General features: G+C 64.8%; 20 protein-coding genes and 1 pseudogene. 10 read left to right on the top strand and 11 right to left on the bottom strand.

The window, feature by feature from the left end; genetic code table 11:
• Window positions 1-22 precede the first annotated feature (22 nt).
• Window positions 23-1,297: an MFS transporter gene (locus tag WDM24_RS20125; RefSeq protein ID WP_338832204.1), complete on the top strand. Its 1,275-nt coding sequence runs from the start codon at window positions 23-25 to the stop codon at window positions 1,295-1,297.
• Between the two features lie 56 nt (window positions 1,298-1,353).
• Here the strand turns inward: WDM24_RS20125 and hspQ are convergent, their stop codons facing one another.
• Window positions 1,354-1,686, bottom strand: a complete 333-nt coding sequence (gene hspQ, locus WDM24_RS20130; protein WP_024584048.1) for a heat shock protein HspQ — start codon at window positions 1,684-1,686, stop codon at window positions 1,354-1,356.
• Window positions 1,687-1,807: 121 nt separating this feature from the next.
• Between hspQ and WDM24_RS20135 the strand changes: the two genes are divergently transcribed.
• Window positions 1,808-2,761: an AEC family transporter gene (locus WDM24_RS20135; RefSeq protein WP_338832205.1), complete on the top strand. Its 954-nt coding sequence runs from the start codon at window positions 1,808-1,810 to the stop codon at window positions 2,759-2,761.
• Window positions 2,762-2,824: 63 nt separating this feature from the next.
• On the opposite strand, the gene WDM24_RS20140 is transcribed toward WDM24_RS20135, so the two are convergent.
• A complete protein-coding gene (locus WDM24_RS20140) occupies window positions 2,825-4,009 on the bottom strand; it encodes a UbiH/UbiF family hydroxylase (RefSeq protein WP_338832206.1) in 1,185 nt (394 codons plus the stop codon).
• 133 nt (window positions 4,010-4,142) lie between these two features.
• On the opposite strand from WDM24_RS20140, the gene pcsA reads away from it, so the two are divergent.
• The 3 genes from pcsA to WDM24_RS20155 are packed head-to-tail and all read left to right on the top strand — an operon-like array spanning window position 4,143 to window position 6,648.
• On the top strand, window positions 4,143-4,871 hold the full coding sequence (pcsA, locus tag WDM24_RS20145; RefSeq protein WP_338687867.1) for a phosphatidylcholine synthase: 729 nt from the start codon (window positions 4,143-4,145) through the stop codon (window positions 4,869-4,871).
• On the top strand, window positions 4,868-5,614 hold the full coding sequence (locus WDM24_RS20150) for a TerC family protein (RefSeq protein ID WP_338832207.1): 747 nt from the start codon (window positions 4,868-4,870) through the stop codon (window positions 5,612-5,614). Before pcsA ends, WDM24_RS20150 begins: the two co-directional genes overlap by 4 nt.
• Before the next feature lie 59 nt (window positions 5,615-5,673).
• Window positions 5,674-6,648, top strand: coding sequence for a quinone oxidoreductase (locus WDM24_RS20155; RefSeq protein ID WP_338832208.1), 975 nt, complete (start codon window positions 5,674-5,676; stop codon window positions 6,646-6,648).
• A 106-nt stretch (window positions 6,649-6,754) separates the two neighbouring features.
• Here the strand turns inward: WDM24_RS20155 and WDM24_RS20160 are convergent, their stop codons facing one another.
• The 3 genes from WDM24_RS20160 to rimO form a co-directional block, all read right to left on the bottom strand.
• Window positions 6,755-7,951 carry an acetylornithine transaminase gene (locus tag WDM24_RS20160; RefSeq protein WP_338832209.1) on the bottom strand — a complete coding sequence of 399 codons (1,197 nt, stop codon included), beginning with the start codon at window positions 7,949-7,951 and terminating at the stop codon, window positions 6,755-6,757.
• Between the two features lie 246 nt (window positions 7,952-8,197).
• Complete coding sequence (locus WDM24_RS20165; RefSeq protein WP_338832210.1) at window positions 8,198-9,472, bottom strand: tetratricopeptide repeat protein; 1,275 nt, start codon at window positions 9,470-9,472, stop codon at window positions 8,198-8,200.
• A gap of 117 nt (window positions 9,473-9,589) precedes the next feature.
• Window positions 9,590-10,909 carry a 30S ribosomal protein S12 methylthiotransferase RimO gene (gene rimO, locus WDM24_RS20170; RefSeq protein ID WP_338832211.1) on the bottom strand — a complete coding sequence of 440 codons (1,320 nt, stop codon included), beginning with the start codon at window positions 10,907-10,909 and terminating at the stop codon, window positions 9,590-9,592.
• Window positions 10,910-12,052: 1,143 nt separating this feature from the next.
• Here rimO and WDM24_RS20175 point away from each other — a divergent pair.
• The 3 genes from WDM24_RS20175 (at window position 12,053) to WDM24_RS20185 (ending at window position 14,291) form a co-directional block, all read left to right on the top strand.
• Window positions 12,053-12,643: an ANTAR domain-containing response regulator gene (locus WDM24_RS20175; protein WP_029081869.1), complete on the top strand. Its 591-nt coding sequence runs from the start codon at window positions 12,053-12,055 to the stop codon at window positions 12,641-12,643.
• A complete protein-coding gene (locus WDM24_RS20180; protein ID WP_338832212.1) occupies window positions 12,640-13,797 on the top strand; it encodes a CmpA/NrtA family ABC transporter substrate-binding protein in 1,158 nt (385 codons plus the stop codon). The genes WDM24_RS20175 and WDM24_RS20180 overlap by 4 nt, the downstream gene beginning before the upstream one ends.
• A gap of 341 nt (window positions 13,798-14,138) precedes the next feature.
• Window positions 14,139-14,291: a hypothetical protein gene (locus WDM24_RS20185; RefSeq protein WP_338832213.1), complete on the top strand. Its 153-nt coding sequence runs from the start codon at window positions 14,139-14,141 to the stop codon at window positions 14,289-14,291.
• Window positions 14,292-14,365: 74 nt separating this feature from the next.
• Here the strand turns inward: WDM24_RS20185 and WDM24_RS20190 are convergent, their stop codons facing one another.
• From WDM24_RS20190 to pxpB, 4 genes are all read right to left on the bottom strand, one after another.
• A complete protein-coding gene (locus tag WDM24_RS20190; RefSeq protein ID WP_338832214.1) occupies window positions 14,366-14,788 on the bottom strand; it encodes a hypothetical protein in 423 nt (140 codons plus the stop codon).
• A gap of 151 nt (window positions 14,789-14,939) precedes the next feature.
• The gene (locus WDM24_RS20195) at window positions 14,940-15,713 is read right to left on the bottom strand and encodes a 5-oxoprolinase subunit PxpA (RefSeq protein WP_338832215.1); all 774 of its coding nucleotides are present in this window, start codon (window positions 15,711-15,713) and stop codon (window positions 14,940-14,942) included.
• Between the two features lie 31 nt (window positions 15,714-15,744).
• Window positions 15,745-16,779 carry a biotin-dependent carboxyltransferase family protein gene (locus tag WDM24_RS20200; protein ID WP_338832216.1) on the bottom strand — a complete coding sequence of 345 codons (1,035 nt, stop codon included), beginning with the start codon at window positions 16,777-16,779 and terminating at the stop codon, window positions 15,745-15,747.
• Window positions 16,776-17,507, bottom strand: coding sequence for a 5-oxoprolinase subunit PxpB (pxpB, locus tag WDM24_RS20205; RefSeq protein ID WP_338832217.1), 732 nt, complete (start codon window positions 17,505-17,507; stop codon window positions 16,776-16,778). The genes WDM24_RS20200 and pxpB overlap by 4 nt, the downstream gene beginning before the upstream one ends.
• Before the next feature lie 212 nt (window positions 17,508-17,719).
• Here pxpB and WDM24_RS20210 point away from each other — a divergent pair, with 212 nt between their 5' ends.
• A complete protein-coding gene (locus WDM24_RS20210) occupies window positions 17,720-18,418 on the top strand; it encodes a ribonuclease activity regulator RraA (protein ID WP_338687908.1) in 699 nt (232 codons plus the stop codon).
• A gap of 23 nt (window positions 18,419-18,441) precedes the next feature.
• Window positions 18,442-18,846 (top strand): (R)-mandelonitrile lyase, encoded by a 405-nt coding sequence (locus tag WDM24_RS20215; protein WP_166295564.1) that lies wholly within the window; start codon window positions 18,442-18,444, stop codon window positions 18,844-18,846.
• 69 nt (window positions 18,847-18,915) lie between these two features.
• On the opposite strand, the pseudogene WDM24_RS20220 reads toward WDM24_RS20215, so the two are convergent.
• Together WDM24_RS20220 and WDM24_RS20225 are read right to left on the bottom strand one after the other, a co-directional pair.
• Window positions 18,916-19,751: pseudogene (locus WDM24_RS20220) on the bottom strand (DUF2147 domain-containing protein).
• Window positions 19,752-19,937: 186 nt separating this feature from the next.
• Window positions 19,938-20,711: a transporter substrate-binding domain-containing protein gene (locus WDM24_RS20225; RefSeq protein WP_338687915.1), complete on the bottom strand. Its 774-nt coding sequence runs from the start codon at window positions 20,709-20,711 to the stop codon at window positions 19,938-19,940.
• Window positions 20,712-20,759 lie beyond the last annotated feature (48 nt).

The following is a 20,759-nucleotide window of genomic DNA, read 5'->3' on the forward strand; positions in this document are numbered from 1 at the left end:
TCGCAGTCATGGAAGTCGCTCAATGTCCCACCAAGTCAACACGCAGCGGCGCGAGTCGGTCTCCCGGCCTTCGCAGCAGCCGACCGGCCGTGCAGCGGCGGATGCTGGTGTCCGCGTCAACCAGGACAATGTCCCGAGCGCCTTTCATCCCGGCATCGTCCATCTCGCGCTGGCGATGGGCGGGTTCGCGATCGGTATCGCCGAATTCGCGACCATGAGCCTGCTGCCGTTCTTCGCACATGACCTCCACATCAGCGAACCCCAGGCTGGCCACGCCATCAGCGCCTATGCGCTCGGCGTCGTCGTGGGTGCGCCCGTAATCGCGGTGCTGTCGGCGCGCATGAGCCGGCGGACGCTGCTGATCGCGCTGATGGGCTTCTTCGCGCTGATGAACGGCCTCTCCGGGCTCGCGCCCGACTACCACACGATGCTGGCGCTGCGCTTCCTCGCCGGGCTGCCGCATGGCGCCTATTTCGGCATCGCCATGCTGGTCGCGGCCTCGCTGGTCCCGATCGACAAGCGCACGGCGGCCGTTGGCCGCGTGCTGCTCGGGCTCACCATCGCGACGACGATCGGCGTTCCACTCGCCAACGGGGTGGGGCAGGCGATCGGCTGGCGCTGGGCATTCGCGATCGTGGCCGGTCTGGCGCTACTGACCGCCATCCTAGTCCTGATCTTTGCGCCGCGCGATGCCGCCAACGGCAACGCAAGCCTGTTGCGCGAACTCTCGGCGCTGGGGCGCAAGCATGTCTGGCTGACGCTTGGGATCGGCGCGATTGGTTTCGGGGGGCTGTTCTCGGTCTACACCTATCTGGCATCGACCATGCTGGCGGTGACGCACACATCGCCTGGGCTGGTGCCGGTCACGCTATGCGTGTTCGGCGCCGGGCTCACCGCCGGCAACATCATCGTGCCGCGTTTCGCCGATCGCGCGCTGATGGCCACGGCCGGCGGGCTCCTGCTGTGGTCGGCGGCGACGCTGGCGCTGTATCCGCTGGCGGCCACCAATTTCTGGACGCTGAGTGCCGACGTTTTCCTGATCGGACTGGGCGGCGCGCTTGCGACCGTGTTGCAGACCCGGCTGATGGATGTCGCAGGCGAGGCGCAGAGCCTCGCGGCGGCGCTCAACCATTCCGCCTTCAACGTCGCCAACGCGCTGGGGCCGTGGCTCGGCGGAATGGCGGTTGCCGCCGGCTATGGCTGGACGTCGACCGGTCTCGTCGGCGCGGGACTGGCGCTGGCGGGCTTTGCCGTCTGGGCGATCGCCACGGCGCTGGCTGTGCGGGAGGGGGTATGAACAGCCGGGACGTTGCCGCGCGGAAGCTGCGGCAATCGCCGGGCGGGCAACAGACGTCAGTTCAGCGACGGATTGCGCGGACGGTAGCCGCCCGACTTGTCCTTCACGAAGATCTCCGCCACCTGCGAATGCCGGATCGGCTCGCCGGAATCGTCGGGCAACAGGTTCTGCTCGGACACATAAGCGACGTACTCGGTCTCCGAGTTCTCCGCGAGCAGGTGGTAGAACGGCTGGTCCTTGTGGGGCCGCATATCCTCGGGGATCGACAGCCACCATTCCTCGGTGTTGTTGAACTCCGGGTCGATATCAAAAATCACGCCCCGGAAGGAGAACACCCGGTGACGGACGATCTGCCCGATCTGAAACTTGGCGGTGCGCGCTTTGATCATGGTTCGTCGATAGACCAACATTGTGGCCGATGCTAGGGGCATGGCGGCGAATTAACCCAGGGTTTACCGATTCCAACCCTGCAAAAACGACCCAGAATCCGGCCGAGAAACTACTTTCAGAATGATCGATATCCTCAATCTGGCGCTGCCGTATTTCGGCTTGATCTTCATCGGTTACGCGTGCGGCAAAGCCAAGGGTTTGCCCGAGAGCGGGCTCGCCTGGATGAATTTCTTCCTGCTTTACGTTTCGTTGCCGGCGCTGCTGTTCGGGATCATGTCCAAGACCCCGTTCGCGGAGCTGAACAACCCGCCATTCCTGATCGCCACCACGCTCGGAACCGTGACCGCGTTCTTCCTGGCGATGCTCGCAGGCAAGCTGATCGGAGGGCTCTCGTTGCGCGAGGCGACGCTCGCGGGCCTGTCGGGCGCCTACGGCAATATCGGCTATATGGGCCCTGGCCTCGCGCTCGCCGTGCTCGGCACCAAGGCGGCGGCGCCGACCGCGCTGATCTTCTGCTGCGACAGCATCTTCCTGTTCTCGATCGTGCCGCTCCTGATCGAGCTCACCGACCGCGACCATCCCTCGCTGCTGCACGCCTTCGGCGTGGTGCTGCGGCAGATCGTGCAGAACCCGCTGATCATGTCGGCCGTGTTCGGGGCGCTGGTCGCCGCGTTTCACATTCCGCTGCCGGTCGCGCTCGACCGCACCATCCAGTTCCTGCAGAACGCCGCGGCGCCGATGGCGCTGTTCGTGCTCGGCATCACCGTGGCGCTGCGGCCGTTCGAGCGGGTGCCGTGGGAGGTGCCGGGCGTGGTTGCGATCAAGCTCCTGATCCACCCCTTGCTGGCATTCGGGCTGATGCTGCTGTTCGGCCCGTTCGCGCAGCCCTGGGCTGCGACCGCGGTGCTGATGGCCTCGCTGCCGCCGGCGCTGAACGTGTTCGTGATCGCACGGCAGAACGACACCTGGATCGAGCCGGCGTCGGTCGCGGTCTTGATCGGCACCTTCGCCTCGGTGGTCACGCTGACCAGCGTGATGTGGTTCATCCAGAGCGGGCGGCTGGTGTTTCCTTAAGACTCTTGTTTGACGCGTTTTCTTAACGCGAACCGGTACCCACTTCGCTTGAAAACGCTTTGGTCAGCGCCGCCATGACGGCGCGAGGCCCTCGCGCATCGCGAGCCGTCGCAACGGACCGAATGCGCCGATCAGATGCAGGCCGGCAGCGCGGGCCGTCTGCACGCCGAGGAAATCGCTGAGCAGCGACCGGTTGGCGATGTCGATCGCCCAGGTCCGGCTGGCAACGTCGGGGCGCCGCGCCGCCTGGTAGCGCGACAGCACATTTGGCGCGCCGGGATCCTCGCCGCGCGCGATCGCTTGCCCCACGATCTCGGCGATATCGGCGGCGTCGCGCAGCCCCATATTGAGGCCCTGCGCGCCGATCGGCGGCAGCACATGCGCGGATTCCCCGACCAACGCGATGCGGTCTTTGGCAAACTGCCGGGGCCGCTCGATGGCGAGCGGAAATACGTGACGGCCGGGCTGGACCTCGACGCGGCCGAGGATCGAATGCGACTGCCGCTCGGCCGCATCGGACAATTCGCTGTCGCCGAGCGCCATCAGCCGTTCGGCCTCCCTGGGCGCCGAGACCCAGACCACGCTGCTTCTGTTGCCGGCAAGCGGCACGAATACGCAGGGGCCGTGCTCGGTGTGAAACTCGGTCGAGATGTTCCGGTGCGGCCGACTATGGGTGATGTTGAAGGTGAGGGCGGACTGCCCGAGCTCGCGGCTGACCACCTCGATGCCGGCGGCCTCGCGGGACAATGAATTGCGCCCGTCGGCGCCGACCACGAGCCGGGCCCGAAGCGCCTGACCCTGCCGCGTCACCACGGCGACGGCACCATCATCCGGCTGCACCGAGGCGGCCTCGTCGTCGAATCGCGTCAGCGCGGCCATCTCGCCGGCGCGGTCCTCGAGCGCTGCGACCAGCGAGCGATTGTCGATATTGAAGCCGAACTGCTCGCGGCCGATCTCCTCGGAGGTGAAGCGCACCTCGGGCGCGCGGATCAGCCGGCCGGTGTCGTCGACGAGGCGCATGATCTTGAGCGCCGCCGCCTTGTCGCTGCAGCGCCGCCAGACGTCGAGCCGGTCCAGGATATCGGTCGAGGCGCCGAGCAGGGCGGTGGTCCGGTTGTCGGCATAGGGCACGCGGCGGGCCAACAGCGCGGTCCGCGCGCCGGTATCCGCCAGGGCGATCGCGGCCGTCAAACCGGCCGGACCGCCGCCTATTACGATAACGTCATAATCCTGCGTGCTGTCGGTCATATCAGGACATTTGACATGGTTGGCCCGATTTTCAAGCCATCGGTAACCAGCAAAAGTTTCCAACGGTTTGCGCGGCGGAACGCCGCAAGACTGCATATGCAAAGCGGGCCGATTCCTGATAGCACTTCGGCCGATGGACCACACCAGCCAGGGGGATGCGTTGAGAGAGCGGATGCGGACCGCCGCATTCTCCGTTCATATTTTCACGGCGCTCGGCGCCGGGGTCGCGCTGTTGGCGATGCTGGAAGCCGTGCGCGAGCACTGGGCCAACATGTTCGCCTGGCTCGGGATCGCGCTGATCATCGACGGGATCGACGGCCCGCTGGCGCGCCGGTTCGACGTGGTGCGGCTGCAGCCCAACTGGTCGGGCGAGGTGCTCGACCTGGTGGTTGATTTCGTCACCTATGTGTTCGTGCCGGCCTATGCGATCACCGCGAGCGGCCTGCTGCTGCCGCTGGCCGCGCCGATCCTCGGCATCGGCATCGTGGTGTCCAGCGCGCTGTATTTCGCCGACCGCCGCATGAAAGCCGACGACAACCATTTCCGCGGCTTCCCGGCGCTGTGGAATGCGGCGGCGTTCTATCTGTTCTTGCTGCATTTGCCGCCGGTGCTGTCGACGATCGTGGTCGCGGCGCTGATCGCGCTGACCTTTGCACCGTTCCATGTGCTGCACCCGCTCCGCGTGGTGCGGCTGCGCTGGCTGACGCTGTGGCTACTCGGCGCCTGGGCGCTGCTCGGCGCGTACACGCTCGCCAACGATTTCGTGGTCGGAGCCCCGATCACCTTCGGTCTCTGCGCCATTGCCGTCTACATCGTCGGCAGCGATACCGTGATCCGCCGGATGAAAGCCTTCAGAGCATGATGCAATTGATCACCAGCCCGGAAGCCTGGGCTGCGCTGTTGACCCTGACTGCGCTCGAGATCGTGCTCGGCATCGACAACGTCATCTTCCTGTCGGTGATCGTGTCGCGGATCCCGCCCGCGCAGGCCAAGCGCGCGCGGCAGATCGGCCTGATCCTGGCGCTGGTGTTCCGCATCCTGCTGCTCAGCATCCTAGTCTGGCTGATCGGGCTGACGCAGCCGGTGATCACGATCAAGGACGTCGCGCTGTCGTGGCGCGACATCATCCTGATCGGCGGCGGCCTGTTCCTGATCGCCAAGGCGACCCACGAGATCCACGGCGAGGTCGAGGCGCGCGAGGCGGAGGCCGACGACAGGCCGAGCGCCAGCGCGTTCTTCTGGGTGATCGTGCAGATCATCATCATCGACCTGGTGTTCTCGCTGGATTCGATCATCACCGCGATCGGCATGGCGCAGGATATCGAGATCATGATCGCGGCGGTCGTGATCGCCTGCGCCATCATGTACATCTCGTCCGGGCCGGTGGCGCGGTTCGTCGCGCAGCATCCGACCACCAAGATGCTGGCGCTGGCGTTCCTGGTGCTGATCGGCGTGGCGCTGGTGGCCGACGGCTTCCAATTCCACATTCCACGCGGCTACATCTATTTCGCGATCGTATTCTCGGTCGCGGTCGAGATGTTCAACGTGCTGGCCAAGCGCAACCGCAGGAAGGCGGCGCGCCAGGGTTCCGGGCCGCTTGGTTGACAAGCCGGCGCCGATGGCATTCGCTCGCGTGACGCTGATATCTGAGGGGAGCGACCGACATGACCAAGGCTGTGCGCGTGCACAAGGTGGGGGGCCCGGAAGTCCTGACCTATGAGGACGTCGAGGTCGGCCCGCCGGGGACGGGCGAAGTCCGGATCCGCCAGCACGCGGTCGGGCTGAACTTCATCGACGTCTATTTCCGCACCGGCCTCTACAAGGCGCCCGGCCTGCCGTTCATCGCCGGCAACGAGGCCGCGGGCGAGGTTTTGGCCGTCGGTCCAGGGGTGACCAATTTCCATCCCGGCGATCGCGTCGCCTATTACTACAACCTCGGCGGCTATGCCTCCGAACGCGTCATCCCGGCGGACAAGCTCGTCAAGCTGCCCGACCACATTACGTACGAGCAGGGCGCCGTGCTGATGCTCAAGGGGCTCACGGTCTGGTATCTGCTGCACAAGACCTTCAAGGTCGAGCAGGGCCATCGGGTGCTGATCCACGCCGCGGCCGGCGGCATCGGCCTGCTGGCCTGCCAGTGGGCGCACGCGCTCGGCGCCAATGTTATCGGTACCGTCGGCTCCAAGGCGAAGGCCGACATCGCGCTCGCCAATGGCTGCGACCACGTCATCCTCTACAACGAGGAGAATTTCGTCGAACGCGTCAAGCAGATCAGCCGCGGCGAACTCTGCGATGTCGTCTATGACGGCGTCGGCAAGACGACCTTCCCGGGATCGCTGGCCTGCCTCAGGCCGCGCGGCCTGTTCGTCTCGTTCGGCAATGCGTCGGGTCCGGTACCGCCGTTCGCGCTCACCGAGCTCAACAACCACGGCTCGCTGTTCGCGACGCGGCCCAAGCTCAACGACTATGTCGGCACCCGCAAGGAATTGCTCGAAGGCGCCGACACGCTGTTCGCGGCCGTGATCAACGGCAAGCTGCACGTGCCGATCAATCACGCCTATGCGCTGAAGGATGCGGCGAAGGCGCATATCGAGCTGGAGAGCCGGGCGACCACGGGCGCGGCGATCCTGCGGCCGTAGTTTTTCGCGTCATTGCGAGGAGCGAAGCGACGAAGCAATCCATTGTTCCGAATACTCGGAGGGATGGATTGCTTCGCTTCGCTCGCAATGACGTTGCGGGGACCGGTTAGGCCACCCGTCGTGCCGCGCCCACCTTCGTCAGCACCGTATCCAGGCAGTCGGTCATCGCAAGAATCTCCTCCCGCGTGACGTTGAGCGCCGGCATGAAGCGCAGCGTGTCCGGCTGCGGCGAGTTGATCAGCACGCCGGCGGCAAACGCCTCGGCGACGACGGCTGCGCCGATCGGCATCTTGAGATCGAGCGCGAGCAGGAGGCCACGGCCCCTGATCTCGCCGAGCCCGTGCCGCGCCGACAGCCGCTGCAATTCGCGCTCGAGCAAGAGGCCGGCGTCGACAACCGATTTCAGGAAATCTGGCTGACCAACCTGATCGAGCACGACAAGGCCGGCGGCGCACATCAGCGGATTGCCGTTGAAGGTGCCGCCCTGATCGCCATGATCGAAGCACGAGGCATGCTCGGTCGCGAGCAGCGCAGCGAGCGGCACGCCGCCGCCGATGCCCTTGCCGAGCGTCATGATGTCGGGTGTGATCCCGGCATGCTCGTAACCAAACAGCTTTCCGGTCCGGCCCACGCCGGTCTGGATCTCGTCGACGATCAGGAGCAGCCCGCGCTGCTGGGTGAGCGCCCGCAACTCCCTGAGAAACTGATCCGTCGCGGGCCACACGCCGGCTTCGCCCTGGATCGGTTCGAGCATGACCGCAACCGTGGACGACGTGATCAGCTGCCGCACCGACTCGATGTCGTTCAGCCTGGCTTTGCGGAAACCCGAGACCTTCGGCTCGAACAGCGGCTCGAACGCCTTCTTGCCCGAGGCCGACATGGTCGCGAGCGTGCGGCCGTGGAAGCCGCCCTCGAAGGTGATAATCTCGTGCGCGCCGTTCTTGTACTTGGCACCGTATTTGCGCGCGAGCTTGATTGCGCCTTCATTGGCCTCCGCGCCGGAATTGGCAAAGAACACCTGGTCGAAGCAGCTGTTGTCGACCAGCATCTTCGCCAGCTTCAGGCTCTGCTCGTTGTAGAACGCCGGGCTCGGCGTTAGCAGCCGCCGGGCCTGCGCGGCGAGCGCATCGGCAACGATGGTCGGCGAGTGGCCGAGGGGATTCACGGCCCAACCCTGCACGAAGTCGAGAAAGCGGTTGCGGTTGTGGTCCCACAAATACGAGCCAGCGCCGCGCACGAACACGACTTCAGGGCGGGCAGTGATGTCCATCAGCGCGTCGAACGGATGCGTGGCGTTGGTCATATCGATCTCCTCTGGGTCAGTGTTGGGAAAGGGCAGGCCGAAAAGCGAGAAGGCCGCGCTTTGGGGGCGCGGCCTTCTCGAAAACCTTGGCTGATTTTAGCTAATCAGCACTGGCGTCGGACATGGCGCAGCCCATCATCGTCGCGGGTGCGACGACGGCGGATGGCCTGGCGGTGGGTCCGGTTCAGCTTCATGGCGCAGGGCCATACAGCGGGAGGGCAGGCGATGTCAAGCGCCGACAGCGCGTCACTCGACGCCGTAGGGCGCGAATTCCCTGGCGATGTCGGCTTGGATTGCCTGGGCGGCCGCGATGTCGGCCTGTGCCGCGTCGGCGTCGCCCTTCTTGCGCCGTGCGACGCCGCGGCCATAGAGAGAGCTCGGCAGTTTCGGGTTGATCTTCAGCGCCGCATCGAAATCGGCGATCGCGGCGTCGAGCTCGCCAAGCTTCATGCGGCAGATTCCTCGGCTGTCGAGCGTGTAGGGATCGTCCGGCTTCCATTGCAGCGACTGCTCGCAATCCGCGAGCGCCTGCTGCGCCTGGCCCAGGATCACGCGCGTCAGGCAACGCGCGTTGAGTGCTGCCGCGTATTTCGCATTGAACTTGATCGCGTTGCTGAAATCGTCGAATGCACGCGGGTAATCCTGCCGTCCAAGATGCAAATTGCCACGCGCGTAATAGTCGCGGTAGCCGGCCGGATCGAGCCGCAGCGATTGATCGAGATCGGCCAGTGCCCGATCGATATCGCCACGATCGCGAAACAGCCGGGCGCGGTTGCCGTAGGCCGGCGCATAGCGGGGATCGAGCCGGAGCGACGTGTCGTAGTCGGCCAGCGCGTGTTCGAGATCGTCGCGGCCGCGATAGGCATTGCCGCGATTGTAATAGGCGAGCGCGAATTTCGGATCGAGACGGATGGCGCGATCATAGTCGGCCATCGCGCGGTCCGGTTGTTTGGCGTCGATGTAGGAGTTGCCGCGATTGTTGTAGTACCAGGCATCCTTCGGGCTAAAGCGGATGGCTTCGTTGTAGTCGGCGATGGCGAGATCAGGTTCGCCACGGTCGCTGTGGGCGATGCCGCGGTTGTAGTATGCGATCGCATCCCTGGGATCGAGCGCGATGGCCCGATCGAGATCGGCGATCGCCGCAGCGACATCGCCCTTGCGGCGATAAGCCTCGCCGCGGTTGGCCAGCCCCTTCGCGCGCATCGGCTCGTACTTGATCACGTCCGTGAAGTCGGCGATCGCGCGGTCGAGATCGTTGCTTTCGAGAAAGGCGCCGCCGCGGTTGAGGGAGGCGCCGGCGCGCTGCTTCTCCCGCAACTTGCGCAGGGCGAGGAGGAAGCTGCAGCCCCCGATGCGCTGTGCGGGATCTTTGTTGCCGAAGCACCAGGCCTGTGCCGCGGCTTCGGATGATGGCTGAGGCCCGGCGAGAGCAGCCGTGGCGGCGAGCCCCGGCGCCAGCCAGATCAGGACGGCGGCCGCCAGCCGGCCGCGTACCAACAGTCGCTTCCATGATCGCCGCAAGACCAGGCTCCGTACGACCGAATGGCCGCCACTGCTTTGTGAGCCCAGGCTGTCGCCGGGTTCACTCGAACGGGCGATGCCCGACACCCGTGGAGGTCTTGAAGGAATGGCCTGGAGCTAGAATCCGGCGACGCTGCCGTGCAGGTCGTATTGGTCGGAGCGCTCGATCTTCGCGGTGACGATCTCGCCAACCTTGAGCGGGCGGCGGCTGGTGAGATAGACGGCGCCGTCGATCTCGGGCGCGTCGGCCTTTGAACGGCCTTTTGCAACCGTCGGGCCGACCTCGTCGATGATCACCTGCTGGCGGGTGCCGACCTTGCGCTTGAGGCGCCGGGCCGAAATCTTCTGCTGCCGCGCCATCAGCGCATTCCAGCGCTCCTGCTTGACCTCGTCGGGCACGGCATTGCCGATCGCGTTCGATGTGGCACCGGCCACCGGCTCGTATTTGAAGCAGCCGAGGCGGTCGATCCCGGCCTCATCGAGCCAGTCGAGCAGATAGGCGAAATCGGCATCGGTCTCGCCGGGGAAACCGACAATGAAGGTCGAGCGCAGCGTCAGGTCCGGGCACTGCTCGCGCCATTTCTGGATCCGTGCCAGCGTCTTCTCCTGCGCGGCCGGCCGCTTCATCGCGCGCAGCACGTCCGGGCTCGCATGCTGGAAGGGGATGTCGAGATAGGGCAGCACCTTGCCCTCGGTCATCAGGCCGATCACCTCGTCGACATGCGGGTAGGGGTAGACGTATTGCAGCCGCACCCAGGCACCGAGCTCGCCGAGCTCTTTCGCGAGATCGAAGAATTTGGCGCGGACGCTGCGATCGTGCCAGGGGCTCTCGGCGTATTTCAGGTCGACGCCATAGGCCGAGGTGTCCTGCGAGATGACGAGCAATTCCTTGACGCCGGCCTTCACCAGCCGCTCGGCCTCGCGCAGCACGTCATTGGCCGGCCGGGACACCAGATCGCCGCGCAGCTTCGGGATGATGCAGAAGCTGCAGCGATTGTTGCAGCCTTCGGATATCTTCAGATAGGCGTAGTGCCGCGGCGTCAGCTTGACGCCCTGCGGCGGCACCAGGTCGAGGTGCGGATTGTGCGCCGGCGGCAGCGCGCGGTGCACGGCGTCCAGAACGCTCTCATATTGTTGCGGCCCTGATATCGAGAGCACGCCGGGATAGGCACTCTCGATCTGCTCCGGTTCGGCGCCCATGCAGCCAGTGACGATGACCTTGCCGTTCTCGGCCATGGCCTCGCCGATCGCGGCCAGCGATTCCTGCTTGGCGCTGTCGAGGAAGCCGCAAGTGTTGACGATGACGATGTCGGCGCCGTCATGCTTGCGCGCGAGTTCATAGCCTTCCGCGCGCAGCCGGGTGATGATGCGCTCGGAATCGACCAGCGCCTTGGGGCAGCCGAGACTAACGAACGAAATATGGGGCGCTCTTTCCATGTGGTCGCCTGGAGCCTGATCTGAATTGTTCGGATACGGCGATCTAACTAATTGATGTGATAAGAAGATTCAACCGCTACGTTCGGCCTGCGACGGAAAAAGCTGAAGCCAGCCGGGGCCAAGGACACTGAAAGTATCCTGATGGGTGGAAACTCGTTCCGATCGAACTCAACGAAGCGATGAAAGTTCTACAGTTCCCAAGGGCTCTTGTTCTGCTGCTCGATCCTGCGACGAAGCCTTGACCCGTTTGTTTCGCCGTTAGCTGGCCACAGGGGCCGCCTGCCCTTCGCTGTCGGGTAGAAGCGCCAGCCGGTCACTTGCGGAACTGACCGGATACTTGTGATTTCCCGAGTTATGATCGTGCGCGGGACCACTACTTGAAGCCCGCGCGAGTCCTCAGTCTGAAGGAAGAATGCAACAGCTTCCGCCGCGGTCATTTCTTGCGGCGCCTGATTGTAGTGTCCAACAAGAACCGGTTCTGTATCGTCGATGCGGAATTGAATCCCGCAAGCCGATCTGTGGCCGCGGCGTTTCAGCTCCCTGAGCCATTGAAACGTCATTTGGAAATTGGCGACGACAGGCACGCAAGACACGCCACGGCGAGGGGCCTCGGTATTTGGCGCTCGAGATACAAGGACTGTTGCGTGAATGCCTCCGCGAAGAATTCGGCGAGCCATGCGCTGATCGGCTATATGGATAAAAGTCGCCATGCAAATCCTGCGGTTCGGCTCGAAAATCTATAGCGACATCATCGCAGGGGCGTCACACCCGCGTCTCGGCTGCACTTGCCCGCTGCAGCGATGGGGCGCCCACATGCACGCACATGTGGGACAGGCCGGGACGAATACAGGACACGCGACGAGCATTGGCTCGAACATGTCATTCTTGCAGATCATTGCCGGGACTGACGAGTTGATAGTCCAGATGACCGCCGCTTCCGGACGGCCTTTCTTTGGGAGCGTGCGCCGAAAAGCTTACATTCGTTGTCTCAGGAGCACCCCAAGGCGCGGCCGCCTCTTGCATATCTACCCAAATCTGCCTGATTGATGGGCAGGAGCTAGTCCCAATTGCCGAGAATTACAACCCTTTCCAGGGGCTTCCGGCATGTTATGGATGGCTTTGCCGGGTCCTTAAGAGTCGTCGATGAGCGCTGAGTCGTCTCCCAAGATCGTCATAGTCGACGAGAGCCCGATCCGCGCAGCCATCCTCGAGGAGGGGCTGCGGGAGGCCGGCTATACCGACGTCGTCCATATCAGCGAGATGCAGAGCCTGCTCTCGCGGATCTACGCGCTCGACCCCGATATCATCGTCATCGACCTCGAGAACCCCAGCCGCGACGTGCTGGAACAGATGTTCCAGGTCAGCCGTGCCGTCCGCCGGCCGATCGCGATGTTCGTCGACCAGAGCGACGCCGCCTCGATCCAGGCCTCGGTGGAGGCGGGCGTCTCGGCCTACATCGTCGACGGCCTCAAGAAGGAGCGGATGAAGCCGATCCTCGATCTCTGCGTCTCCCGCTTCAATGCCTTCTCCAAGCTGCAGGACGAGCTCGACCGCACCAAGCATGCGCTGGAGGAGCGCAAGGTGATCGACCGCGCCAAGGGCATCCTGATGAAGGTGAAGGGGCTGACCGAAGAGGAGGCCTATGTGCTGATGCGCTCGACCGCGATGCGCGAGAAGAAGAAAATCGGGGAGATCGCGCAATCGATCCTGACGGCGTCGGAGCTGCTGAAATGACCACACCTTTGCGCATCGGATTCATTCCGCTGGTGGACGCTGCCGCGCTGATCGTAGCTGTCGACAAGGGTTTTGCCGCGGCCGAAGGCCTCGACGTCACGCTGGTGCGCGAAGTGTCGTGGTCGAACGTCCGCGACAAGCTCAACATCGGCCTGTTCGACGCGGCCCATCTGCTGGCGCCTGTGGCGATCGCCTCGAGTCTCGGGCTTGGCCACGTCAAGGTGCCGATCGCGACGCCGTTCAATCTCGGGCTCAACGGCAACGCCATCACGGTATCGCCGGCGCTGCATGCAGCGCTGATGGAAGAGATCGACGGCGACCGCTTCGACCCGATGGCGACCTCGCAGGCGCTTGCCCGTGTCGTGGCGAAGCGGCGGAAGAGCGGGGCAGAGCCATTGACCTTCGGCATGACCTTCCCGTTCTCGACCCACAATTATCAGCTGCGGTTTTGGATGGCCGCCGGCGGCGTCGATCCGGACGAGGACGTCCAGCTCGTGGTGCTGCCGCCGCCCTACATGGTGGACAGTCTCGCCAACGGCCATGTCGACGCGTTCTGCGTCGGCGCGCCCTGGAATTCGGTCGCTGTCGATCTCGGCATCGGCCATATCCTGCACTTCGTCTCCGACATTCTGCTCAGTGCGGTCGAGAAGGTGCTGGCGGTGCGCCAGGCCTGGTCGGAGAAACATCCCGACGCCGTGGCGTCGCTGGTGCGTGCGCATCTGCGCGCCGCGGAATTCATCGAGCAGCCCGAAAACCGGTCCGAGGTGGCGCGTATCCTCGCCCAGCCCGAGCGGATCGGCGTCGACGCCAGCGTCATCCAGCGCACGTTCGATGGCCGGCTGAAGATCGCGCCTGATGGCACCATGCGCGAAAGCAATCGCTATTTGCTGGTCGGGCGCGAGGCGGCTGCGCGGCCGGACCCGGGGCAGGCGGCATGGCTCTACGCCCAGATGGTTCGCTGGGGCCAGACGCCATTCAAGCCGGAGGCGCTGAAGGCTGCCATGGCGGTGTTCCGGCCCGATCTCTACGACGCCGCATCGGGCCGGCCGGTCGGCGCCTCCAATGCCATCGGCGCGTTCGCCGGTCCGCCCTTCGATCCCACTGACGTTCTGGGGCATCTGGCGGCCTTCAGGATCGGGCGCTGGAAGCCCTGAGCGCGACGCAGCGGCCGCTTCCACCGGGACGTGCACAGCCGGTGCGTTTTGTTGCTGGGACAAGGATGAGCAACAGACGCGGCAGCGGCCGCGCCTCAACTATCCACCTCCGGCTACTTTGCATGGGGTTGTTTTCGAGATTTTCGGTTATTGCGGGACTGGCGCAGGTTCCCGACGCCTCGAACTGCAACGAATAAGATTCTCGAGCCAGCTCGCGAGAAAGAATATTCCACTCGGAACCGAGTTCCCCGAGGTGGCGGTATCGCTATTTTCGCCGCCCGCTTGAATCCCGGCGCGAACGATATTCCATATGCCCGAGAATGGGGCGTTGGAGATCGACCATGCGCGAACTATCGGCGGAAGCCCGCCTGCACTTTTACGCGCGACAAGTTTCAAGGAAGTCCGGAAGCGGAATTCATACCGCGGCGCTCTACGGCGCCTTCGCGGTGATCGCGGCCATCGTGTTTGGCACGCTGTCCGTCCATCCGTTCTGACGTTTTCAGAAAATTCAAAAGCCGCCGTCTGATTTTCTCAGGCGGCGGCTTTGTGTTGGCGGGATGCTGGTCGTTCAGTATCCGGAGCCGTATCCATATCCGTAGCCGTAACCGCCGCCACCGCCGCAGGTGTTGCAGGTCGGCTGCACCGGCGCGTAGTAGGAATAGCCCGGCGAGACCATCTGGGTACGCTCCTGGGTGGCGTATTGCGGCGCGATGCGCTCATAGGCGACGCCCTCCGGCGCGACCATCACCGTCCTCGGTACCATCACGGTACGAAACTGCGCCGGCGTGCGATGCGCGATCACGCGGCCCGGCGCCACCATCACGGTCTCCTGCACCGTGCGATATTGCGGCGGCACGCTCTGCACCTGGTAGCAGGTCGTGCAGGGCTGGGGCGGCGGCGTGTAGCAGCTGGAGCAGCCGGCGGATGCTGCGCTGGTGAAGGCGGCCGTGGCAACCGCGGCAATTGCGAGGGAGAGGCTGGTGCGGAACATGCTTTCGTACCCAATTTTCCTGAGAGGACAATCAAAGGCTCGGAAGCTGCACCTAGCAATCAAACGGCAAGTTTGGGTTTAAGAAGACTCTTAACGGAATCTAAAGGGGCCGGCGCAGCGGCCAGCCCTTGTCAGTCGATGCGTTGACGGCTCAGTGCGCGGTCTTGAACGGCGCGACCGTGATGCCGGCCTTGCTCAACGCCTCACGCAAACCGCGCGCGATCTCGACGGCGCCATGTGTGTCGCCATGGATGCAGACGGTATCGGTCTGCATCTTGATCACCTTGCCGGTAACCGAGACGACGGCGCCGTCCTGCACCATCCGTACTACGCGCTCGGCGATCGCCTTGGGATCGTGCAGCACCGCGCCGGGCTTCTTGCGCGACACCAGATTGCCGTCGTCCTCATAGGCGCGGTCGGCGAACACCTCATGCGCCATCCTGAGATTGGCGGCTTCGCCGGCGCGCACCAGCTTCGAGTTCGCGAGCACCACGAAGATGAGATTGGGGTCGACCGCCTTGATCGCATTGGCGATCGCCTTGGCCGTCATGTCATCTTCGCAGGCGACGTTGGAAATCGCGCCATGTGCCTTCACATGGGTGACCTTGTGGCCGGCCGCGGTCGCGATCGCCTGCAAGGCGCCGATCTGGTAGGCGATCAGGTTTTCGATCTCCGAGGATGTCAGTCCCGGCATCGGGCGGCGGCCGAAGCCGTGCAGGTCGCGATAGCCGGGATGGGCGCCGACGCTGACGCCTCGCGCCTTCGCCAGTTCGACCGTCTTGCGCATGATGTCGGCGTCGCCGGCATGGAAGCCGCAGGCGACGTTGACCGAGGTCGCAAGCTCGATCATCGCGGCATCATTGCCCATTTCCCAGGGCCCAAAGCTTTCGCCGAGATCGCAATTGAGGTCGATGGTTGAGGTCATGACAACAGATCCGCTTGTTGTTGGTTTGATTCTACGGGACGGCGACCTGCCACGTCGCGGCGTCGATGGCGCTGACCGCCTGGCCCGCGACGTTAGCATCTCTCAGTGCCTCGATGTTGAGGCCAAAGTCTTCGATGCCGCGGAGGCGGTCGGGCAGCGACCGCAGCAGCGCGTGGAACTTGATCGCCTCGGCCTGCGCTTCCGCCATCGTCACCGCCTTGAAGCGGAACGGCCGGCCGGCCGAGATCTGCGCGAAGCGGCCGAAATCGGCCGTGATCACGGTTGCGATCTTCGGATAGCCGCCGCTGGTGCCGCGGTCCGGCATCAGCACGATCGGCTGGCCGTTGCCGGGCACCTGGATGCTGCCGTTCACGGTGCCGTCGGAGACGATGTTGTGGCCGTCGAGGTGTTTTATCACCGGGCCTTCGAGGCGGTAGCCCATCCGGTCGCTGGTGGCCGAGATCTTCCACTCGCTGTCGGTGAACAGCTTCTTGTTCTCTTCCGCGAACTCGTCGTCCTGCGGGCCGAACACGATGCGGATCGGCGCATCGGTGGCGGCCGGCAATTCGATGCGGCGTTCGGCGGCGCCGCTGGCAGCCTGCGTCTTCAGCTCGTCGCCGCTCTGCAGCGGCCGCGGGTACGGACTGCCGAGCCCGGCGCGGGCGTTGACGGCGAGGCTGCCGAACATCGGCTCGCCCTCGATGCCGTGCTCGATCGCGAGATAGCTGAACGAGCCGCCGCGTGCGAACCCGAGATTGAGCGTCTCGCCCTCGGCGAGGGTGGCCGTACCGTCGAAAGCAACCGCGCGGCCGCCGATATCGGCATTGCGCGGCGCGCCGGCGAGCCCGACGCGCACGGCACCGCCACGCGCGGTGAAGGCCGCGCCGAACGGGCCGATCTCGACCGCGGCGGCGAGCAGGTCATTGCCGACCAGCGTGTTGGCGGCGGCGAGCGAAAGCCGGTCCATCGCGCCGCTCGGCACCAGGCCGTAGCGCTGCGAGCCCGGTCGCCCGCCGTCCTGCACCGAGCTTGCCGGGCCAATCGAGCTGACGACGAGCTTGCTCATGGCGTCACCAGTTCTGCGACGAACTCGCCGGCCTCGGCGGCGCGATCCTGTTCGGCAAAGGTCTTGGCGTCGACCGCCGTGAAGGTGATGGCATCGCCCGGCTCCAGCAGGAAGGTCGGATCGCGATGCAATTGGTAGGTTCGCACGGGGGTGCGGCCGAGCAGGTGCCAGCCGCTCGGGCCGGCCAGGCACTGCACGCCGGTCTGGATGCCGCCGATCGAGATGGTGCCGGCCGGGGTCAGCAGCCGTGGGTCCTTGCGCCGGGGCATGTGCAGGAATTTCTCCAGCCCGCTGAGATAGGACCAGCCCGGCGTGAAACCGATCATCGCGACGCAATAATCGCCGGCGACATGGCGCGCGACGATCTGGTCCGGCGTGGTCTGGAGCGCCTTCGCCACATCCTCGAGATCGATGCCGTGCTCGCCGCCATAGGTGACCGGGATGCGCCAGCGTCGCGTTCCGGTTTCGCTCGGCGGCGCCTTGGCGGCGCGCGCGAGCAGTTGCTCGCCGAGCACATCGAAGGTGATCTGCACGGGATCGTAATGCACCAGCAGCGAGCGGTAGGTCGGCACGGTTTCGGTGATGCCTGTGATCGGCTCGGCTGCAATCAGGCGGTCGAGCGCGAGTACCCGCCGGTTGGCGGCGTCGTCGATGGTGCGGCTGAATTCCACCGTGATGGCGCTGTCGCCACTCGGCAAAAGGCGGGGAGGAGCTAGCGTTTCGGCCATTGGATCAAACGGACTCGTTGGCCATCAAGCTAGCGTGTTTTGCAGCGAAACGGAATTCGTCTCGTGCAAAAAGATACAGCAACTTCAATAAATTAATCGGCATGCCGGCGATAAGTTTCGATGATCGCAGCATTTTCGCGCAGCCCTTGACGCAACGCCTTTGCCCGGCAACATGCGCCGGTCTTTTCCTCCCATCGGAGCAACCTTTCCAGATGTCACTGTCCGCCGAAGCGATCGCGACGCTGTCGCACGTATCCACCGCCACCATCACCACCGTCCTGCTCAAGAAGGGCCTGCGCAACATCTGGATGCGCGGCACCAAGCCGCTGAAGCCGGGGCAGAAGCGGCTTGTCGGACCCGCCTTCACGCTGCGCTTCGTGCCGGCCCGCGAGGATCTGGCGACGCCGGAATCCTGGTCGTCGCCGATCTCGACCCGTACCGCGATTGAGGCGATGCCTTCGGGCTGCATTGCCGTGATCGATGCGATGGGCATCACCGACGCCGGCGTTTTCGGCGATATCCTCTGCGCGCGGATGGTCAAGCGCGGGGTGACGGCGTTGATCACCGACGGCGTGGTGCGCGACGTCGAGGGCGTGCTCGGCACCGGCCTGCCGGTCTGGTGCGACGGCTACGCCGCTCCACCATCGGTCGCAGGCCTGACCTTCGTCGGCTGGGGTGAACCGATCGCCTGTGGCGGCGTTGCCGTGTTTCCGAACGACGTGGTGGTGGCCGACCAGGACGGCGCGGTGCTGATCCCCCAAGCCTTCCTCGATCATGTACTGGCCGAAGGGCCGGAGCAGGAGCGGATGGAAGCCTGGATCGTCAACGAGGTGAACAATGGCGCGCAGCTGCCGGGCCTTTATCCGATGAATGCCGAGACCAAGGCGCGCTACGCCGCAAGCAAGAAATAACTTCAAGAGAGGGAGGTAACCCCATGGATATCCACGTTTCCGGCTCGCGGCCGACCCGCCGCGCGCCGAAGGAGAACTTCACCGGCAGCGTGCTGCAGGACCCGATCAACATGGCGCCGGCGCCGGCGCGGCTGAACGCCTCGCGCGTGTCGTTCGAGCCCGGTGCACGCACGGCTTGGCACACCCATCCGCTCGGACAGACGCTCTACGTGATATCAGGCATCGGCCGCGTGCAGGCCAAGGGCGGCCCGATCAGGGAAATCCGCCCCGGCGACGTCGTCTGGATCCCGCCGAACGAGAAGCACTGGCATGGCGCGTCCCCCGGCAACAGCATGACCCACATCGCCATGCAGGAGGCGCTCGACGGCGTGTTTTCGACCTGGATGGAGCACGTCACCGACGAGGAATACAACGGCCAGGTCGGCTGAGACGTCGTAGCCAGCCAAGAAAAAAGCCCCGCTCATGAAGCGGGGCTTTTGCTTTTCCAATGGAGGCGATCAATTCACCCGCGTCCAGGTCTGGCCGCCGCAGAACATGCCGCCGAACGCGCAACCCTGGACGCGCAATGTATCGGAGCTCTTCATCGCGATGGTGGAATCGTAGGTGCTGCCGCTGCTGGGATCGAAGATGCGGCCGCTCCACTTGTCCTTGCCGGGCTTCATGTTGATCAGAATCTGTTCGCCGTTGACGTTCGACTTCTTGTCGACGGCGTAGCCGCAGAGATTGGCGCCGCATTGCTCGATGCGGACCTTGCCTTCCTTCTCTTCGGTCAGCCAGACGCCGAGCGGTGAATTGGCTGTCAGCACGGGATTAGCTGCCGGCCTGGGCGCAGCGGCCGGAGGCTGCGCGACGGCGCCGACCGTCGGCGCCAGGGCGGGCCTTGGCGCCGGTGCAACGCTTTGCTGCACAACTGGCGGCGCGGGTGGCGGTGGAGGCGTGGTCGCCGCAGCAGCCGGAGGCGGCGTGGCCGCGACGCTCGTGTTGGCTGGCTCCGTAGCTGTCGCTGGCGTGGGCGCCGCCGGGGCAGCTGCCTGATCAACGGCAGCCGGGGCGGGCGCTGCAGCCGCCGGCGGCGCGCCGGGCGCGGCCTGGGGATTTGTCGTGGGAGCTGTCTTGGCGTCAGTCTTGGCTTCGGTCGAAGCCGGCTTGCGCTTCTGCCCGGCGTCCTCGCCCTTGGCGCGTTTGGTGCGGCGAGGAGTATTGTCGTAGACGCCGGGGATCGAAACCGTTCCACGATCCGGATGGTACGGCCGTCATAGTCGAAGGTGTATTGCGCCTGCGCGGCCGCCGTGCCCGCCAACAAAAGCGTGGCGATCGCGAGAAGCTTCCTCATCTCGACCTCCAGTGCAGGAATTCCGTCCCGAGGCTACCTGACAAAGCTACGTAGGGACCGCCTCGTTGAACGTGACCAAATCACGCCCAAGATATGAGTCGTAGCCTCACGGCTTTGGTTCAAATGCCTGGATTGCAGTCTGGTTTCAGACCGAGCGCGTCAATTCATGCACGCGTTTGCCGCACGCTATTCAAACCACGCAGCATAGATTTTCGCGTAGCTGCCATCCTCGCGCGCGATATGAAGCCACTGGTCGACGAACGCTTTCAAGGCGACGTCGCGCTGCATCCAGTAGGCCTTCTCCGCGAAGTCGAACGGCTTGTCGGGGTGCACGGCGCAGAGCACGCCGGGATGCAGCTTCTGCTGATAGCGCGTCTCGGACGCATCGGTCATCATCAGGTCGGCGTCGCCCTTGGCGATCTCGTCGAAGATTTTTGTATTGTCGTTGAAGACGCGGATCTCGGCGGTCTTCACATTGGCGCGGGCAAAGCGCTCATTGGTGCCGCCGGGATTGACGATGACGCGGGTGCCCGGCTTGTCGATCTCGGCGATCGTCTCGAACTTGTCCTTGTCCGCACACCGCGCGATCGGGGTCTTACCCTCGCGCATGATCGGGGTAGAGAACAGGCCCTTCTTCTGCCGGTCGAAGGTGATGGAGACGCCGCCCATCGCGATGTCGAAACTGTCGGCCTCGAAATCCATCATCATCTGCGGCCACGATGTCGGCACGAACTCGACCTTGACGCCGAGCGCCTTGCCGAGCGATTGCGCCATGTCGACGTCGAAGCCGCGGAACGCCTTCGTCTCCTTGTCGAGCGCCGTGAAGGGCAGGTAGTCGCCGGTCATGCCGACACGCAAGGTGCCGCGCTTGACGATCTCGTCGAGCCGCGACGGCGCCTGCTGCGCATGCGCGGCAGACAGGAGCAAAGCGAGAGCGAGGCCGGCAAGCGCGCGAAACATCTGATGTCTCCGTCAATTCCCATGACATGTCGTTGCGGAGCATTTAGA

Source organism: Bradyrhizobium sp. 27S5 (assembly GCF_037217225.1).
Taxonomy (GTDB): domain Bacteria; phylum Pseudomonadota; class Alphaproteobacteria; order Rhizobiales; family Xanthobacteraceae; genus Bradyrhizobium; species Bradyrhizobium septentrionale.

What these genes read in the sequence shown, in the direction of transcription:
- WDM24_RS20125 (WP_338832204.1), top strand. Translation starts at nt 23, where the DNA reads ATGTCCCACCAAGTCAACACGCAGCGGCGCGAGTCGGTCTCCCGGCCT.
- hspQ (WP_024584048.1), bottom strand. Translation starts at nt 1,686, where the DNA reads ATGATCAAAGCGCGCACCGCCAAGTTTCAGATCGGGCAGATCGTCCGT.
- WDM24_RS20135 (WP_338832205.1), top strand. Translation starts at nt 1,808, where the DNA reads ATGATCGATATCCTCAATCTGGCGCTGCCGTATTTCGGCTTGATCTTC.
- WDM24_RS20140 (WP_338832206.1), bottom strand. Translation starts at nt 4,009, where the DNA reads ATGACCGACAGCACGCAGGATTATGACGTTATCGTAATAGGCGGCGGT.
- pcsA (WP_338687867.1), top strand. Translation starts at nt 4,143, where the DNA reads ATGGACCACACCAGCCAGGGGGATGCGTTGAGAGAGCGGATGCGGACC.
- WDM24_RS20150 (WP_338832207.1), top strand. Translation starts at nt 4,868, where the DNA reads ATGATGCAATTGATCACCAGCCCGGAAGCCTGGGCTGCGCTGTTGACC.
- WDM24_RS20155 (WP_338832208.1), top strand. Translation starts at nt 5,674, where the DNA reads ATGACCAAGGCTGTGCGCGTGCACAAGGTGGGGGGCCCGGAAGTCCTG.
- WDM24_RS20160 (WP_338832209.1), bottom strand. Translation starts at nt 7,951, where the DNA reads ATGACCAACGCCACGCATCCGTTCGACGCGCTGATGGACATCACTGCC.
- rimO (WP_338832211.1), bottom strand. Translation starts at nt 10,909, where the DNA reads ATGGAAAGAGCGCCCCATATTTCGTTCGTTAGTCTCGGCTGCCCCAAG.
- WDM24_RS20175 (WP_029081869.1), top strand. Translation starts at nt 12,053, where the DNA reads ATGAGCGCTGAGTCGTCTCCCAAGATCGTCATAGTCGACGAGAGCCCG.
- WDM24_RS20180 (WP_338832212.1), top strand. Translation starts at nt 12,640, where the DNA reads ATGACCACACCTTTGCGCATCGGATTCATTCCGCTGGTGGACGCTGCC.
- WDM24_RS20185 (WP_338832213.1), top strand. Translation starts at nt 14,139, where the DNA reads ATGCGCGAACTATCGGCGGAAGCCCGCCTGCACTTTTACGCGCGACAA.
- WDM24_RS20190 (WP_338832214.1), bottom strand. Translation starts at nt 14,788, where the DNA reads ATGTTCCGCACCAGCCTCTCCCTCGCAATTGCCGCGGTTGCCACGGCC.
- WDM24_RS20195 (WP_338832215.1), bottom strand. Translation starts at nt 15,713, where the DNA reads ATGACCTCAACCATCGACCTCAATTGCGATCTCGGCGAAAGCTTTGGG.
- WDM24_RS20200 (WP_338832216.1), bottom strand. Translation starts at nt 16,779, where the DNA reads ATGAGCAAGCTCGTCGTCAGCTCGATTGGCCCGGCAAGCTCGGTGCAG.
- pxpB (WP_338832217.1), bottom strand. Translation starts at nt 17,507, where the DNA reads ATGGCCGAAACGCTAGCTCCTCCCCGCCTTTTGCCGAGTGGCGACAGC.
- WDM24_RS20210 (WP_338687908.1), top strand. Translation starts at nt 17,720, where the DNA reads ATGTCACTGTCCGCCGAAGCGATCGCGACGCTGTCGCACGTATCCACC.
- WDM24_RS20215 (WP_166295564.1), top strand. Translation starts at nt 18,442, where the DNA reads ATGGATATCCACGTTTCCGGCTCGCGGCCGACCCGCCGCGCGCCGAAG.
- WDM24_RS20225 (WP_338687915.1), bottom strand. Translation starts at nt 20,711, where the DNA reads ATGTTTCGCGCGCTTGCCGGCCTCGCTCTCGCTTTGCTCCTGTCTGCC.